The organism is Jiella soli (assembly GCF_020615385.1).
In the GTDB taxonomy this organism is placed as follows: domain Bacteria; phylum Pseudomonadota; class Alphaproteobacteria; order Rhizobiales; family Rhizobiaceae; genus VKMB-3413.
The window spans coordinates 264,493-280,230 of record NZ_JAJAVB010000022.1 but is presented as its reverse complement, the minus strand read 5'-3'; the positions used below and the strand labels follow the sequence as shown (position 1 = coordinate 280,230).

Sequence of the window (15,738 nt, the reverse complement as noted above, 5' to 3'; positions counted from 1 at the left end):
CATCCGCCCGTCATCCCTGGCGCCGCGCAAAGAGGTGCTTTGCCCGGTCGACCAGCGCGCCGAAGAGCAGGCCGAAGCCCGAGACGGGCTCGGAGTGGACGGCCTCGCCTCCTTCGGCAAAGGCCGACAGATTGTCGGCGAAGCGGGCCATCAGCCGGTCGACGACGTCCGCCACGATCGCCGGGCGGCCGAACTGGGCGAGCGGACCCTTCAGGCGATAGGTCATCTCGACGACGACCGCCGAGGCGCCGGAATGGCTGCCATCAGCGACGCGGAACCGTAGCTCGCCTTCGGCGCGGGAGCGGCTGACGGGATCGGACCCGGCGCCGCGGACCCGGCCGGCGCGGTGGTCCGCGTCATAGCTGACGAGAGCGCGGCCCTCGAATGTCGCGCGCATCGGGCCGATGGCGACCGTGAAGCTGCCGCGGACTGGCTCGGCGGGATCCTCGCTGGCCGCGTCGAGCGCCGCCCCCGGCAGGCAGCGCACCACGGACGGCAGATCCTGGAACAGCGTCCAGACCCGGTCCGGTGCGACGGAAAGTTCCAGCCGGCGCTCCAGCGTCACGCCGTCCTCGATCCGCTCGGGGATGGCGACCGAGGGGGATGCAGGTGCGGCGGGGCGGCCCTCGGGAGGTGCGGGGGTGCGTTCGCGGGTCGGCGAGTCCCTGTCGGTGTCCCGCTGCGGGGCCGGCCGCGCGATCGGCTGAACCGCCGCCGCCGGCGGGGCGGCGAGCACGTCGGCGATCGCCGCGACGATGCCGGCGTAGCCGGTGCAGCGGCACAGATTGCCGGAAAGCTCCTCGCGGATGCGCGCCTCGTCCGCCTCCGGCAGCCGGCGCACGATGTCGTAGGCGGTCGCCAGCATGCCCGGCGTGCAATAGCCGCATTGCAGGGCATGATGGCGGGAGAAGGCTGCGCGCAGGCTCGCCATCAGCGGGTCGCCGTCATAGCCCTCGATGGTGCGCACGTCGGCTCCCTCGCAGGTCGCGGCGAAGGTCAGGCAGGAGCGGACCGGCCGGCCGTCGACCATCAGCGTGCAGGCGCCGCAGACACCGTGCTCGCAGCCGAGATGCGTCCCGGTGAGCAGGAGGTCTTCGCGCAGGAAGTCGGCGAGATGGGTCCGCGGCTCGACCTCGGCCTGATGGCGACGATCGTTGACGATGAGCCAGATAGCGGTCACGAGGCGGATTCCTTGCCGTTCGGCGATGTGGCCGCGGCGATGGCGCGGCGAACGGCTGCGGCATGAAGGGCGAGGGTGGCCGGCGGGTTCGACACGGTGGCTTGTTCCAGGGCGGACAGGATGCGGTCCGGATCGGCGATGAGCGCCTCCGGCTCCGGCAGCACGATCGGCGGGCGTTCGATCGCGCCGACCACGACCCGCATCTCCGCGCGCTCCGGGTCGATCAGGACGGCGGCGCTGGCCTTGGCGAATTCGCCGATCTTCTGGGTGAACTTCCAGTATCCCCAGCGGGCCGAGGGGCCGCGCTTGCGCAGCCGGACGCCGGTGAGGACGTCGCCCGGTTCGAGCGCGGTCGCGAACGGCCCCTGGATGAAGTCCGTCATCGGCAGCGTGGCGGTGCCGGCTGCTGCGACGACGACCAGTTCCGCGCCGAGCGCGGTCAGCGTCACCACCCAGTCGGCGGCGGGGTCGGCATGGGCGAGGCTGCCGCCGATCGTGCCGCGGTTCCTGACGGCGCGGTAGGCGATCCGCCGGGCGATGGCGGGAAGCCAGCCGGGCGTCGGGTCGGGAAAGATCCCGTCCTCGATCTCGGCATGGGTGACGCCCGAGCCGTAGAGCAGCGTCTCTCCCTCGTCGCTCACCCTGCGCAGGTAAGGGAGGCGCGAGACGTCGACGAGGGCCTGAGGGCGTGCCAGACGGAGGTTCAGCATCGGGCCGAGCGACTGTCCGCCGGCGACGATCTTTGCGAGGGGGCCGCGCGCGCCCAGCGCCTCGCGGGCGTCGGCGAGCGAAGCGGCGGCATCGTAGTCGAAGGCGACGGGCTTCATGCGGCGACCTTTCGGCGGGCCGCGAGCGCCCGCAGCACGGTTTCCGGCTTGATCGGCAGGGAGGAGACGCTCACGCCGAGATCGGCCAGCGCGTCGTTGACGGCGTTGGCGATCGCCGCCGGCGGGCCGATCGCGCCGCTCTCGCCGATGCCCTTCTGGCCGAAGCGGGTCAGCGGCGAGGGCGTCTCCATGTGCTCGATCCTTATCTTCGGGATCTCGGCGGCGCCCGGCAGATGGTAATCGGCGAAGGTGGCCGCCATGGGCTGGCCCGCGGGGTCGAACGCCATCTCCTCGTAGAGGGCGGTGCCGATCCCCTGCGCCGCGCCGCCGAAGACCTGGCCGTCGACCACCATCGGGTTGATCAGGACGCCGCCGTCCTCGACGATGACATAGTCGAGGAGTTCGACGCCGCCGGTTTCCGCGTCGAGCGAGACGACCGCGGCGTGGCAGGCATAGGAGAAGGTGCCGCTGTCGCGCTTGGGCTTGTAGGCCTCGGTGACCTCGAGCCCGGCCATTTCGGCGCCGGCCGGCAGGTGCTGGGGCGCGAGATACCAGAGGCGGCCGATCTCGGCGAGCGAGACCTCGCCCTGGCCGGATCCCGCGCGGGCAAAGCCGTCCGCGAGCACGACGTCCTCCGCCGGGATCTGCAGGAGATGGCCGGCGATCGTCTTCACCCGTTCTGCAAGCTTGGCGGTCGCGCTCGCGACCGCGCCGCCGGCCATCACGGCGCAGCGCGAGCCCCAGGTGCCGGTGGAATAGGGCGTCAGCGCCGTGTCGCCATGGATCAGCCGGACCCGGTCGATCGGAACGCCGAGCTCCTCATGCGCGATCTGGGCGAGGGTGGTCTCCAGGCTCTGGCCGTGGCTCTGGACGCCGACTCTCAGTTCCAGGCCGCCATCCGGTGTCAGGCGCGCGCCGGCCTGCTCGGCGCCCGGCACCATCGGAATACCCCAGCCGGCATAGACGGAGGTTCCGTGTGCGCCCTGTTCGCAGAAGATCGAGAAGCCGACGCCGATCCGCTCGCCGGCCCGCTGTCTTGCCCGGATCGCGGGAAGGTCGATGGCCGCGACGGCCCGCCGCAGCGCTTCGGGATAGTCGCCGCTGTCGAAATATTTGTTGGTGATGTTGGTGAAGGGCATGTCCTCGCGCCGCACGAGGTTCTTCATCCGCATCTCGTGCGGCTCGATGCCGAGCTCCTTCGCCAGCGCGTCCATCGTCAGTTCCATCGCGAAGCACACGCCGGTCCGTGCGACGCCGCGATAGGGCAGGATGGGCGGCTTGTTGGTGGCGACGGACCAGGTCCGGCAGCGATAGCCCGCCATGCGGTAGGGGCCGGGCAGGATGCTGGCGACCTGCGCGGCCTCGAGGCAGGCGGAGAAGGGATAGATCGAATAGGCGCCGGAATCGACGATCGCCTCGCAGTCGACCGCAAGCAGCGTGCCGTCGGCTGCCGCATAGCCGGTGATCTCGTAATGGTGCTCCCGGCAGTTCGCCCCGCCGGTCAGATGCTCGCGCCGGTCCTCGATCCAGCGCACCGGCCGGCGCAGGGTGTATGCCGCCCATGCCGCGAAGACCTCCTCGCTGGACAGGACGCCCTTGTAGCCGAAGCCGCCGCCGACATCCGGCGGGATCACGCGGATGCGGCTGTGCTCCAGGCCGAGACATTCGCAGAGCCCGGTGCGCACGATGTGCGGCATCTGTGTGGACGTATAGATGACGAGTTGTTCGGCCTGATTGTCCCAAGTAGCGACGACGCCGCGACCCTCCATCGGCGCCATGCATTGGCGGGCGGTGCGATAGGTCCGCTTCACCACCGCGGCGGCTTTCCGGATGCTGGCTTCGAAGCCGGTGTCGACCGCCGTCTCCAGGAAGACGTTCTCGTCCCAATGTTCGTGCAGGAGCGGGGCGTCTGCGCTTCGCGCGCGCGTCATCTCGGACACCGCCGGCAGTTCCTCGAAATCGACCGTCACGCTCTCGGCGAGATCCTCGGCGCGCGCCCTGCTGGTCGCGAGGCAGGCGACGATCGGTTCGCCGACATGGCGCACTTTTTCGGCCGCGAGGATGGGCTGGACGGAGGAGCGGAAGCCGGGCAGGCCGGAATCGGCGCGGATCCCTTTGACGCCGGCAAGATCGGCCGCCGCGAAAACCGTGTCGTCGCATCCGTCCGGCTTGCCGAACCCGCGGATGCGGGCATGGGCATGCGGGCTTCTGACGAAGGCGATGTCGAGCATGCCGGGAAGCTTGATGTCGGCGACGAACCGGCCGCGGCCGGCAAGGTAGCGGCCGTCCTCCAGCCGCTCGACCGAGGCTCCGACGCCCTGCCGTGAAGCCGGGCCCTGTGCTGCTTGCGAAGCATCGTCCATCGCGTGATCCACATCTTTCCTCTCGCCGTCTCGCGAATGCGTGCCGGACCCGGCGGGGCGGGATCGGCGCGAGCGTTCCGGGTAGTCCCGCCACGACAGGCAGGAACCGTGCCGGTGGCGCGCCGGCCCGCCGCCGGGATCCCGTTCCGGAAGACACCACAGATCGTCATGATACTGATGATCGGCATGCTGACAAGTGCTGCAGCCGCGAAATCAGCGCAGATTTCGCGCAGCTTCGCGGCGATCGGACACGTGGCGCCGGGCAGGTTGCCGGGGCGCCGTGCGGGAGAGACGGAAAGGTGGGTGGTGGTCAGACCGGCTGGCGCAGCGCACTCGCCTCGGCGGCGACGCACAGGAGCTCGAAGAGCATGGTGGCGCCGGTCAGTGCGGTCATGCCGCTCGGATCGAGCGGCGGGGAGACCTCGACGAGGTCGGCGCCGACGATGTCGACCCCGGCGAGCTCGCGCACCAGCGCCTGCGCCTGAAAGGTCGAGACGCCGCCGATCTCGGGCGTGCCCGTGCCGGGCGCGAAAGCCGGATCGATAACGTCGATGTCGAAGGTGACGTAGGTCTCCCGCCGGCCGACGATCTCGCGCGCCTCGGCCATGACATCTGACACCCCGCGCGCCATCAGATCCTCGATGAAGATCAGGCGGATGCCCTCGGCCTTGGCGAAGTCGTAATTGGCCGCGTCCGAGATCGCGCCGCGCAGCCCGATCTGCACCATGCGCCTGGGGTCGAGGAGCCCTTCCTCGACGGCGCGGCGGAAGGGTGTTCCGTGATTGTAGCGGTTGCCGAAGAAGTCGTCATAGGTGTCGGAATGGGCGTCGAAGTGGATCAGGCCGCGCGGCTCACCCTTCGACAGGCCGCGCAGGACCGGCAGGGTCACGAGATGGTCGCCGCCGGCCGTCAGCGGCACGGCGCCGGCCTCGGCGATGGCGCGGTAGAAGCCGGCGATCAGCTCCAGGCTCTCGGCCGGATCCACCGGATTGACCGGCGCATCGCCGCAATCGGCGATGCGCACGAGATCGAAGGGCGAGCGCATGGTCTGATGGTGGACCCGGCGCACCAGGCTCGACTGGTTGCGGATCTCGCGCGGGCCATGGCGCGCCCCGGTCCGGTTGGTCGTACCGCCGTCGAAGGGGATGCCGACGAGCGCGATGTCGACTTCCGCGGGCGTCGCGATGGGCAGGCGCATGAAGGTGGACGGTCCGGCGAAGCGCGGGACGGCGCCGGAATCCAGTGGCTGGAAGCGGGCGAGATCCCTCACAGCTTGAACTCGGCCTTCACGGCTTCGGTGATCAGCCGGACATGGTCGGCCATCAGCCATTCGCCCTTTTCGGCGGTCGCCGCCTCGGCCCGCGCCAGCACGCCCGAAGCCGGCACGAAGCCCTCCGGCACCGGCCAGCGGTCGAAGGTCGGGAATTTCGCCGGCCCGTCGTCCGGCACCTTCGACATGTCGACGAGGTCGGGTCGCAGAAGCAGCATGAGCGAGGTCTCGAGCAGGCTCGCATGCTCGAGTTCGGTGCCGGGAAAGCCGTCCGGGAAGAGCCTGTCCAGCGTCGCCCGCTCGACGAAATCCCAATATTCGAGCCGCATCGCCTCGATGTCGGTAAGGCCGTCGCGGCGCAGTTCCCGCAGGCCGAGATCGAGGCCTTCGACCGCCGGCCAGGCATTCTCGAAATGGCCGATCACCAGGACGATCTTCTTCACGCCCTTGTGGCCGAGGCCGCGCACCACGTCGCGGACGACCAGCGAAAACGTGTTGGCGTCGAGGCTGACAGTGCCCGGAAACGCCTCGCCGCCGCCGGAGCGCGGCTGCGACTTGTAGCCATAGGGAATGCAAGGGGCGACGAGGCCGCCGATATTGCGGGCGACGCGTTCGCAGACGCCGGTCGGCAGCACCACGTCGACGTTCAGCGCCATGTGCGGGCCGTGCTGCTCGGTCGCGCCGAGCGGCAGGAACACAACGGCGCCCGCATCGACCTTCGCCTGAAACTCCGGCCAGGTCAGTTCGGCCATCATCACGCTGTCGTTCATGTTTCGTCCTCGGTGGATTTTCTGATGTGTCAGTGCATGGCGGCGCCGCCGTCGACGCTCAGGCACTGTCCGGTGGTGAAGCTCGTCTCGGGCGCGGCGAGGAACAGGATCGCCCGCGCGACCTCTTCCGGTCTGCCGATGCGGCCCATCGGATTGGCGGTCTCGATCGCCTTCTGCGCCTCGCTCATCGCGCCGAAGCCAAGAAGCGGCGTGTCGACCGGGCCGGGCGCCACCGCATTGACCAGGATGTCCGGCGCCAGTTCGCGCGCCCAGGAGCGGGTCAGCGACAGGATGCCGGCCTTGGTCGCGCAATAGCCGGAGGCATTGGGCCGCCCGAGATAGGCGAGTTCCGAGGCGACGTTGACGATGCGGCCGCCCTTGCCCATGCCCTTCAGCGCCTCGCGGGTCACCAGCATCGGCGCGCGCAGGTTGACGGCGATCATCCGGTCGACGTCCGCGACGTCGATTTCGCGGATCGGCGCGTCGATCTCGATCCCCGCGCAATTGACGAGGACGTCGAGGCCCCCGAAGGCGGCGACCGCTTGCGCGACCCCGGCAACGATCGCCGCCTCATCGGTGAGGTCGGCGACGACCCAGTCGAGCGCGGGAGCCGGCGAAGGCTTCACGTCGAGGCCGATCGTCCGGGCACCGGCGGTGCGGAAGGCCTCGAAGGCGGCGCGGCCGATGCCGGATCCGGCGCCGGTGACGATGACCCGGCGGCCCTGGTGCGAATCGTGATGGACGGGCGGTTCGGTGTTTACCATGGCACTTCTCCCCGATCGGCCCCGAGGCTCTGGCCGGTGATGTTGGCGGCGAGATCCGAGGCGAGGAACAGATAGGCGCCGATCATGTCGCGCGGCTCCATCAGGCCCGGAAGCGCCTGCGCGCCGACGATGTCGGCAAGAAGCGCCTCGCGCTCGGCGCCCGCGCGCTCCGCCATTCTGCCGAGCGAGCGCATCGAGGCCTCGGTCCTCACCCAGCCGGGGCAGACGGCGTTGACGCGGATCCCCTTCGGGCCGAGCTCCTTGGCGAAGGTCTTGGTGAGCCCGATGACGGCGTGTTTCGAAGCCACATAGGCACCGAAGCAGGGCTCGGCGACCCGGCCCCAGACCGACGCCGTGTTGACGATGGCAGAGCCCGCCGCCATCGCCGAAACCGCCGCGCCGGTGACGAGGAAGGTGCCGACGACGTTGATCTCCAGGATGCGGCGCACCGCCGCCTCGTTCTCGGCGCTTTGATCGTCGAGCGGCGTGATCAGCTCGAGGCCGGCATTGTTGACGAGGACGTCGAGCGGCCCGGTCGCCGCCATCATCGCCGCGATCTCATCGCTGCGGGAGACGTCGCAGCGATGCGGCGTCGCCCCGAGCGCCTTCGCCGCCTCGAACACCTGATCGGTCTCGGCGCAGATGTGCAGCCGCGCACCCGCCTCGGCGAACCCTTGCGCGATGCCGTTGCCGATGCCGCGGCTGGCGCCCGTCACGAGAACGGTCTTTCCGTCAAAGTCGAGCCCGGCCATCAGTCGTCCTCGCCGGCCGCCGAGCGCAGCAGGTGCAGAAGCTCGTTGCGCAGCGCGAAGAATTCGGCGCTCTCGCGAAGCTCCAGCGTCCGGTCGGGGCCGAGACGCGCGCCGACGTCCACTTCCGCGGCGACGGAGGCCGGGCGCTTGGTGAAGACGACGACGCGGTCGGCGAGAAACACCGCCTCCTCCACGTCGTGCGTGACGAAGACGATGGTCTTGGCGTCGCGCTTCTGGATCTTGCGGAGCTGCACCTGCAGGCCCTCCCGCCGCTGGGCGTCGAGCGCGCCGAAGGGTTCGTCCATCAGAAGGACGTCGGAGCCGGCGGCGAGCGTCCTGGCGATCGCGATGCGCTGGCGCATGCCGCCGGAGACGCGCGAGGGATAGGCGTCGGAGAACTCGTAGAGGCCGACGAGGTCGAGATAGCGGTCGCGCCGGGCGAGCTTTTCCTCCTCGCCGATATCCTTGCGATACTTCATGCCGAAGGCGACATTCTCGGCGACGGTCAGCCAGGGAAAGGAGGAATAGGACTGGAACACCATGCCGCGGCGCCGGTCGGGCGGGCCGACAGGCGCGCCCTGCAGCAGGATTTCGCCGCCAGACGGCTCGTCGAGGCCGCCGATCATCCGCATCAGCGTGGTCTTTCCGCAGCCGGAGGGCCCGAGAAACACGACGAACTCGTTCTTCGCGATGGCGAAGTCGAAGGGGGCTTCGACGACCGGAATGTCGCCGAACCGCTTGGTGACGCCGTCGAAGACGAGATAGGGGGCAACCGAGGTCGACATCTAGAGATACCGGAACATGCGGCGATGGACGGCCCGCAGGATCTGGTCGGAGGCAAGGCCGATGATTCCGATCAGGACGACGCCGGCCATCACTTCCGGCGTCTTCATGTAGCGGCGCGCCGCCCAGATGACGAAGCCGATGCCGCTGGAGGCCGCGACGATCTCGGCGATGATGAGGTAGGTCCAGCACCAGCCGAGCGTGACGCGCAGATTGTCGACGAGGTTCGGCAGCATCGCCCGGAAGGCGACGTCGCGCAGGATCTGGCGCGGTCGGCCGCCGAGCGTCTGGGTGATCTCGATATATTCCTGCGGCACGCGGCGCATGTCGTCCGCCACGAGCAGCACCAGCTGGAAGAACGTGCCGAGCCATAGGAGGAAGATCTTGGTCTCCTCGCCGACGCCGAACCAGATGATCGCGAGCGGCACCAGCGCCGGCACCGGCAGATAGCGGATGAAGTCGATCACCGGCTCGGACGCCGCGCCGATCACCCTGTAGCTCGACATCAGGATGCCCATCGGGATCGCCATGACGGCGGCGAGCAGGAAGGCCGACCAGACCCGGAGCGTCGATACCCCGGCATGCCAGGCGAGGTGCTGGTCGGCGAACATGCGGACCATCGCGGCGGCGACGTCAGACGGGGCCGGGAAGAACAGCGTGTTGACGAAGCCGAGCCGGGCAATCGCCTCCCATAGGAGGAGAAGCGCAGCGCTGGCGCCGAGCGCGATCGTGAGTTCGAGCGCGCGCGGCAGGGGTTTGCGAAAGCCGAAGCGCGAGGAGCGGCGGGCGGGACGCGCCGGCCGGCGCTCCACGGCCGCGGCGCCGTCGGCCAGTGTCGCCGCGCCCTCCCCACGCCGCGTTCCGGCGGACAGGACGCTCGGGACGTCGCTCATCGCTTCTCTCCCGCGATCGTTCGGCCGGACCGGCAAAAGCGCCCTCTCAGCCCTTCACCATGCCATCCTCGACCATGGACATCGGCTTCGGATCGATCTCCTCGGAGGCCTTCAGCTCGACCTCCGCCGCGCCGTTCTCGAGGTTCAGCTGCATCACCGTGTCGAAGATGCCGGTCAGCGTTCCCGGCTTGTCCGCCGTGCCGATCAGCGTGCGGGACTCGGCGAGATCGGTATAGGCGAGCGAGGTGTCGAGTATGTCCTTCACCTCGGCGTCGGACAGATTGTAGTGCGGAGCCGCATCGGCGATGAACTCGTCGGGATTGGACTTGTAGAGGTCGATCGCCTTGTAGATGCCGGCGAGGAATTTGGCGTATTTCTCGGGGTTCTCGTCGAGATCGGCGTCCCGCGCGGTGATGACGTCGACGATGATGTCGCTGTCCTTCGACGAGATGAGGATCTTCGGCTTGCGGTTCGGCAGCGCCTTGACCGACTGCGACATGAACGGCTCGTAGGTCGCGACGGCGGCGATGGAATCGTCGGAGAAGACCGCGACCGTGTCGGCCGTCGCGATGTCCACGATCGACAGGTCGCTGAGCTTCAGCCCGACCTTCTTCAGCGCGAGCTGCAGGAGGAGCCGCGCCGGAATGTTCGGCTCGGCGGCGATCTTCTTGCCCTTGAGGTCCGCGACGGTATCGATCGAGCCGGCCGCAATGACGCCGTCGCCGCCGACCGACTTGTCGATCGTGCCGATGATCTTGCCCGGCGTTTCCGGCGTCCTCGGTCGGCCCTGATGCTCGCCGACGGTCCGCATGTCGACGTCGATGTCGCCGCGCGCCATGGCGGCGAGCACGTTTGAGCGGTCGTCCTCGAAGGTGAACTGCACGTCGAGGCCGAGGTCCTTGAAATAGCCCTTGTCCATCGCGACGAAGACCGGCGCGAAGCCCGGCCAGGTCGGCGCCATCACGCGGACGGTGTCGTCGGCGAAGGCGAGGGAAGAGGTCAGGATCGCGGCGCCAAGGGCGAGGCTGGCTGCCGTAAGGCTGCGGGATTTCATCGGCGGGCCTTTCTCTTCGTGGGAAGGAGCCTGAGTGTCGGCAATTGTCACATCGAAAGAAATCAGATTTCATCGAAGGACAGATTGAAAAACTTCGATGTGAAGTCATGCGGCGCCTGGACAATATCGATCTTCGCCTGATCCGAGTCTTCGTGGAACTGGCCGATTCCGGCGGTTTCGGTCCGGCCCAGATCGCCCTCAACCTCAGCCAGTCGACGCTCTCCACCCATATCGCGACGCTGGAGAAGAAGTTGGGAAACCGGCTCTGCGAGCGCGGGCGGGGCGGCTTCCGGCTGACGGAATTCGGCAAGGCGACCTATGCCGCGGCCAAGCTCCTGTTCGCCGACATCGACAGTTTCCATGCCCGCATCGGCAAGGAAAGCGAGCGGCTGACCGGCCGTCTGCGCATCGGCATCGTCGACGGCGTGGTCACCTCGCCCGAACTCGGCCTGCAAACGGCGCTCGGTCGCTATCACGCCTATGCGCCGGACGTGTTCGTCGACCTGTGGCTGGCAACGCCCAGCGACCTCGAGCGGGCCCTGGCGGACGGGCGGCGCGACCTCGTGATCGGGCCGATGTCGCAGAAGATCTCCGGCATCACCTACAAGCCGATCTGGCGCGAGCCGCATGCGCTCTACTGCGGCGGCGGCCACCCGCTGTTTTCCCGGCCCGACGCGGAGATCAGCGCCGCCGAGATCGAGGCCGCATCGTTCAGCGTGCGCGGCTATCTGCATTTCGACGACATCTACCGCGCCCATCATCCGCGCCCCGAGGGGACGGTGATGCAGATGGAGGGGCAGGCGATGATGATCCTGTCGGGCGCCTATGTCGGGTTTCTACCGCGGCATATCGGCGATCCCTATGTGGCGCGGGGCGAGATGCGGGCCCTGAAGCCCTCGCGCTACAGTTTCTCCTCGCAGCATTTCATCGCGGTGCGCACGGGCGATCGCGCTCATCCGCCGATCACGGCCTTCGTCGAGGAGGTGCGGGGCCAGATGCGGCGCGAGACGAAACATTGAGCGCGGCGATGGGAGCCGATCGCGAAACGCCTCAAGGGCTTCATCCTCTCCGGCTCGCTATCGCGCCGCCAATCATCGGCCGGATTTACTTCGGCGACTGGTCCCGCGACCGCCTCGATGCAAAAGATGCCGGATGACCACGATCTTCGACGAGACCTATCCGCGAACGCTCGACGCGCTGGTGGCGCAACTGACGGCAAAACCGCGGGAGCGGGTGGAGGCCTGGCTGTTCGAGGACGGCCCGGCACGGCGGGCGGCGGAACGCCGGCTGGCCGCCGCCGGTGTCGAGGTTCGCCTGCGAAGCGCCTACAAGCCGCTCCTCTGCTTCTTCCGCGAGGAGGTCGACACGGCCGGTCTGGAGCGGGCGTCTATCCGCTATCCGAGGCACGAGGCGGCCCATCCGGACCGCTTCCGTCTGGAGTGCTATCCGCTGAAGCCGCTTCTGGCGCCGGTCGAAACCGTCTTTGAAGCGGGCGGCGAAGGGCTCGACTATGAGGTCGAACTGACCCGTGCGGACGGGCGCGTCATCACCCACCGTGTCTTCGCGCCCAATGTCCTGCGGGAGGGAACGACTGGCGACCCTGTCCTCGCGGCGTCCGGCTGGCTGCGGATCGGCGCCGGGCAGGGGGAGGCTCTGGCGAGCGAATTCGAAACGCTGTTCCTGTCCGCCGTCGCGGCTGTGCGGACCGCTCGCAGCGAACAGGAGCGCGGCCGTTTCGAGCGGCTGATATTGCGCGTCGACCTTGCGGCAGACGATGAACCGCTCGGCTGGGGCGAAGAGGTCCTCAGCCTGCGCGAGGCGATGCACGAGGAACTCTACTTCGCCCTGCGCGAACTGCTCGACGCTCCGCCAGCGGCGGCCGGCGCCCCGCCTGCCGGATGTCCCGGCCAGATCGTTCCGGATGTCCGGCGCGGCGACGGCCCGGCGCGCCTTGTGATCACCACCGACACTCACGAGAGCGACGGCGCGGAGACGGCGGGCGCCGCGATGCCGCTCGAAACCGCCACGCGCCCGCTGACGATCGCGCAGATCCGCGCCGAACTCGGCCGCCTTCCGGGCGGGACGCGATTTACGGCCGGATCGCGCCAGGGCCGCGTGTCGCATGGATTCTACAAGCCGGGGACGGGGTCCCCGGTGCTGATCACCGCGGCCCAGCATGCAAACGAGACGAGCGGCGTCGTTGGAGCGCTGCGGGCCGCAAGGCGGCTTGCCGACGACCCGGCGGCGCATTTCGCGCTCGTTCCTGTCGAGAATGTCGACGGCTACGAACTGCACCAACGGCTAATCGCGCACAATCCGCGGCACATGCATCATGCCGCCCGCCACGCCGCCTGCGGCAACGACATCTCCCAGGCCATGGAGGCGCCGGACGACGAGCGTCGCGCCCATCTCAAGGGCCTGGAGATGACCGGCGCGAAGCTGCACATCAACCTCCACGGCTACCCCTCCCACGAATGGACGCGGCCGCTCTCGGGCTATCTGCCGAAGGGCTTCGAGAAGTGGACGATCCCGAAGGGCTTCTTCCTCATCTGCAACTACCATGCCGGCTGGGGCGATGCGGGGCGGACGCTGGTCCGGCGCCTGACGGAACGGCTGGCGGAGAACCGCGACCTGGTCGCGCTGAACGCTCGTCAACTCGAGGCCCTGCGCGGCCACTCCACCGCGATGCCGTTCGAAGTGTTGAACGGGTTCGCGATCTTCCTTTCGGAAAGCCCGCAGTCCAGAACGCCGCTCAGCCTGATCACCGAGGCACCGGACGAGACGATCTACGGCGACGGCTTCGTCCTCCAGCATACGGCCCAGATGCAGGCCGTGCTTCACTGCGTGTCGATCTATCAGGGTCTCGCCGCCGCATCCTCTTAACCGATTTGGTGCTGCCGGCGAGCAGCCTGTCGCGCCGTCATGCAGACGCGGCCCTGGCCGGATAGGCCCGCGTCTCGACGGCAGCGACCGCTCGGGGACTTCTGACGTTTTGGGCGATCGGATGTGACGGAGCGTCGCGGCTGCCCGCTGCAAAAAGAGGACCGTCGATGAAAGGGGGCGCCGAAAGCGCGCCGAAGTCCATCCCCTTGCCGCCCCGCGGGACCGGCGACCGCCACCCCATCTATGCAAGCGATTGTTGGAACGGTGGGAAATTTCCCGTCTTCCGGGAAATTTTGGTCGGCTCTGTTAAACCCTTCTTGATGGGTTTCAGGCTCACTTTGACTAAATCCCAAGGTGGGGAAAGCATGGCAAAACTGGTCAGCCTCTTCATTTCCTCCAGGCAGCAGACGATCATTTCGTTGCTGCTCGGCTGCCTGTTGTTTGCTGGTTTCGTTGGATTTGCCGCGCTGTTCGCGGTCCAGCAGATCCACCATACCATGAGGTCCGAAGCGCAGGAGGCGCTGCAGCCGGTCATCGACGTGGGCGTCAAGATCGACGAGGCCTTCAGCGCTCTGGAAAAGGGCGTCACCGCTGCCCCCTGTTCCCAGCCGTTCCTCGATCAGATGCGGCGCGTCGCCTATCTTCCCGACGGCATCAGCGAATTTCTCTATGCACCGGACGGCAGGGTGAAGTGCTCGCTGAGCAAGGGATGGTCTTCGCAGGCGCTGGATCTCGGCCCTCCCGACACGGTGGAGACGGCGGAAGCGCCGGCCAACCGCTTTGACCGCGATCTCGCCTTTCTCGGCCTGGACGGCCTCGTGGGCTCCCTCGTCTCCCGGGGCCCGTTCGCGCTGGTCGTTCCGAAGGCACAGCTGAGCTATCTCGGCACCAGCTGGCTTGCGGTGGAACTCGTGGCGGTGTCGCAGTCCGGCGTCTGGCGGCACCGCGGCGGCCGCGAGGGCGTCCACTCGCAGTTCGTGGAAGCGGCCGGCGGAGGGCTGTCGGGCCTTTTGCCTCGCCTCAGCGAAAGCCGCTGCACGGCGAACGGGCGGTTCTGCGTCACCACCGAAGCCTCGTTCCTCGGCTATCTGAAGGATCAGAAAGTCGGCGCGGTCGTTGCGCTGCTGGTCGCCGCCGTCCTGGCGATTGCCCTGGCGGATCGCGGCCGCGCCATGATCGTGCGCCACTGGTCGTTCGAGAAGCGGTTCCGCCGGCACCTCGGCCCGGAATCCGTCATATGCATGTATCAGCCGATCATGGAACTGCGCACGGGACGGATCTCCGCCTGCGAGGTTCTTGCCCGCTGGCGGGACGTCGACGATCAGATCGTCTACCCCGACCGGTTCATCCCGCTGGTCGAGCGTTACGGGCTCACGATGAGCTTCACGCGCATGGTGGTCGAGCGCGCCTACGCCGATCTCTCCGCCAAGGTCCCGGATGGCCATAAGCTGCTGGTCACCTTCAACATCTTTCCGCGCGACCTCGACAGCAAGGTGCTGTGCGACGTCTTCAGGCCGTTCCTGTCGGAACCCGATCGCTTCACCGTCGTGGTCGAACTCGTCGAGAGCGACGCCGTCGTGGTGGAATGGGCGCAGCGCGAGATCGAGCTTCTGCGCCAGGCCGGAATTCAGACGTTCATCGATGATTTCGGAGCCGGCTATTCCAGCATCCACAACCTTGCCGCGCTCTCGGTAGACGGCGTGAAGCTCGACCGCTCCTTCGCCATGGCGCCGGCGGACAGCCTGATGGCCCGCATGCTCGGTCATGCGATCGAGATGATCCACGCCTCGGCGCGCTCGATCGTCGTCGAAGGCGTCGAGACCCGCGAACGGCTCGATCAGCTGCGCTCGGTCGAGCCGCCGATCGACTATGTTCAGGGCTACTTCATCTCCCGTCCGCTTACGCCGCCGGCCTTCCGCGAATTCCTCCTCAAACATCCCGCCGATCCCGCTCGGCTGTCGATCGCGGCGTGAAGCCCGATGGCTGGTCCGTCCGGCAAGCGGGAGCGGGCGGCCATTTTTCATTGCCCTTTGGAACGGTGTCGGCTATCGCTTCGATCATGACGAACTCGACGGTCGCAGCCGAGAACTGGTGGTGGACGCTCTGACAGCGGCCGAACCATCACGTCTGTGATTACGAACGAAGGCCGCCTTGAATTCCCGGGCGGCCTTTTTGCATCGAGCGCCGGGAATTCAGGGC

The 15,738-nt window shown here is 68.2% G+C and carries 13 protein-coding genes; 3 read left to right on the top strand and 10 right to left on the bottom strand.

The features are described from left to right. Positions 1 to 10: 10 nt before the first annotated feature. The 10 genes from LH400_RS12840 to LH400_RS12795 all read right to left on the bottom strand — a co-directional run bounded on the left by LH400_RS12840 (position 11) and on the right by LH400_RS12795 (position 10,656). Complete coding sequence (locus LH400_RS12840) at positions 11 to 1,180, bottom strand: xanthine dehydrogenase family Fe-S subunit (RefSeq protein ID WP_229153113.1); 1,170 nt, start codon at positions 1,178 to 1,180, stop codon at positions 11 to 13. Continuing rightward, positions 1,177 to 2,007 (bottom strand): FAD binding domain-containing protein, encoded by an 831-nt coding sequence (locus LH400_RS12835; RefSeq protein ID WP_229153112.1) that lies wholly within the window; start codon positions 2,005 to 2,007, stop codon positions 1,177 to 1,179. Before LH400_RS12835 ends, LH400_RS12840 begins: the two co-directional genes overlap by 4 nt. Further along, complete coding sequence (locus LH400_RS12830) at positions 2,004 to 4,370, bottom strand: xanthine dehydrogenase family protein molybdopterin-binding subunit (protein WP_229153111.1); 2,367 nt, start codon at positions 4,368 to 4,370, stop codon at positions 2,004 to 2,006. The genes LH400_RS12835 and LH400_RS12830 overlap by 4 nt, the downstream gene beginning before the upstream one ends. 310 nt (positions 4,371 to 4,680) lie before the next feature. Continuing rightward, the gene (gene speB / locus LH400_RS12825; protein WP_255617275.1) at positions 4,681 to 5,568 is read right to left on the bottom strand and encodes an agmatinase; all 888 of its coding nucleotides are present in this window, start codon (positions 5,566 to 5,568) and stop codon (positions 4,681 to 4,683) included. A 68-nt stretch (positions 5,569 to 5,636) separates the two neighbouring features. Beyond that, the gene (locus LH400_RS12820; RefSeq protein ID WP_229153109.1) at positions 5,637 to 6,410 is read right to left on the bottom strand and encodes a creatininase; all 774 of its coding nucleotides are present in this window, start codon (positions 6,408 to 6,410) and stop codon (positions 5,637 to 5,639) included. A gap of 29 nt (positions 6,411 to 6,439) precedes the next feature. Further along, a complete protein-coding gene (locus LH400_RS12815) occupies positions 6,440 to 7,174 on the bottom strand; it encodes an SDR family NAD(P)-dependent oxidoreductase (protein WP_229153108.1) in 735 nt (244 codons plus the stop codon). Then, the gene (locus tag LH400_RS12810) at positions 7,168 to 7,926 is read right to left on the bottom strand and encodes an SDR family NAD(P)-dependent oxidoreductase (RefSeq protein WP_229153107.1); all 759 of its coding nucleotides are present in this window, start codon (positions 7,924 to 7,926) and stop codon (positions 7,168 to 7,170) included. Before LH400_RS12810 ends, LH400_RS12815 begins: the two co-directional genes overlap by 7 nt. After that, positions 7,926 to 8,711: an ABC transporter ATP-binding protein gene (locus tag LH400_RS12805; RefSeq protein ID WP_229153106.1), complete on the bottom strand. Its 786-nt coding sequence runs from the start codon at positions 8,709 to 8,711 to the stop codon at positions 7,926 to 7,928. The genes LH400_RS12810 and LH400_RS12805 overlap by 1 nt, the downstream gene beginning before the upstream one ends. Next, the gene (locus LH400_RS12800; protein WP_229153105.1) at positions 8,712 to 9,602 is read right to left on the bottom strand and encodes an ABC transporter permease; all 891 of its coding nucleotides are present in this window, start codon (positions 9,600 to 9,602) and stop codon (positions 8,712 to 8,714) included. It lies immediately after the preceding gene. A gap of 46 nt (positions 9,603 to 9,648) precedes the next feature. After that, positions 9,649 to 10,656, bottom strand: a complete 1,008-nt coding sequence (locus tag LH400_RS12795) for an ABC transporter substrate-binding protein (RefSeq protein WP_229153104.1) — start codon at positions 10,654 to 10,656, stop codon at positions 9,649 to 9,651. 107 nt (positions 10,657 to 10,763) lie between these two features. On the opposite strand from LH400_RS12795, the gene LH400_RS12790 reads away from it, so the two are divergent. The 3 genes from LH400_RS12790 to LH400_RS12780 all read left to right on the top strand — a co-directional run bounded on the left by LH400_RS12790 (position 10,764) and on the right by LH400_RS12780 (position 15,512). Then, complete coding sequence (locus tag LH400_RS12790) at positions 10,764 to 11,675, top strand: LysR family transcriptional regulator (RefSeq protein ID WP_229153103.1); 912 nt, start codon at positions 10,764 to 10,766, stop codon at positions 11,673 to 11,675. 133 nt (positions 11,676 to 11,808) lie between these two features. Next, positions 11,809 to 13,539: a M14 family metallopeptidase gene (locus LH400_RS12785; RefSeq protein ID WP_229153102.1), complete on the top strand. Its 1,731-nt coding sequence runs from the start codon at positions 11,809 to 11,811 to the stop codon at positions 13,537 to 13,539. A gap of 365 nt (positions 13,540 to 13,904) precedes the next feature. Then, positions 13,905 to 15,512 (top strand): EAL domain-containing protein, encoded by a 1,608-nt coding sequence (locus LH400_RS12780; protein ID WP_229153101.1) that lies wholly within the window; start codon positions 13,905 to 13,907, stop codon positions 15,510 to 15,512. Positions 15,513 to 15,738: the final 226 nt, after the last annotated feature.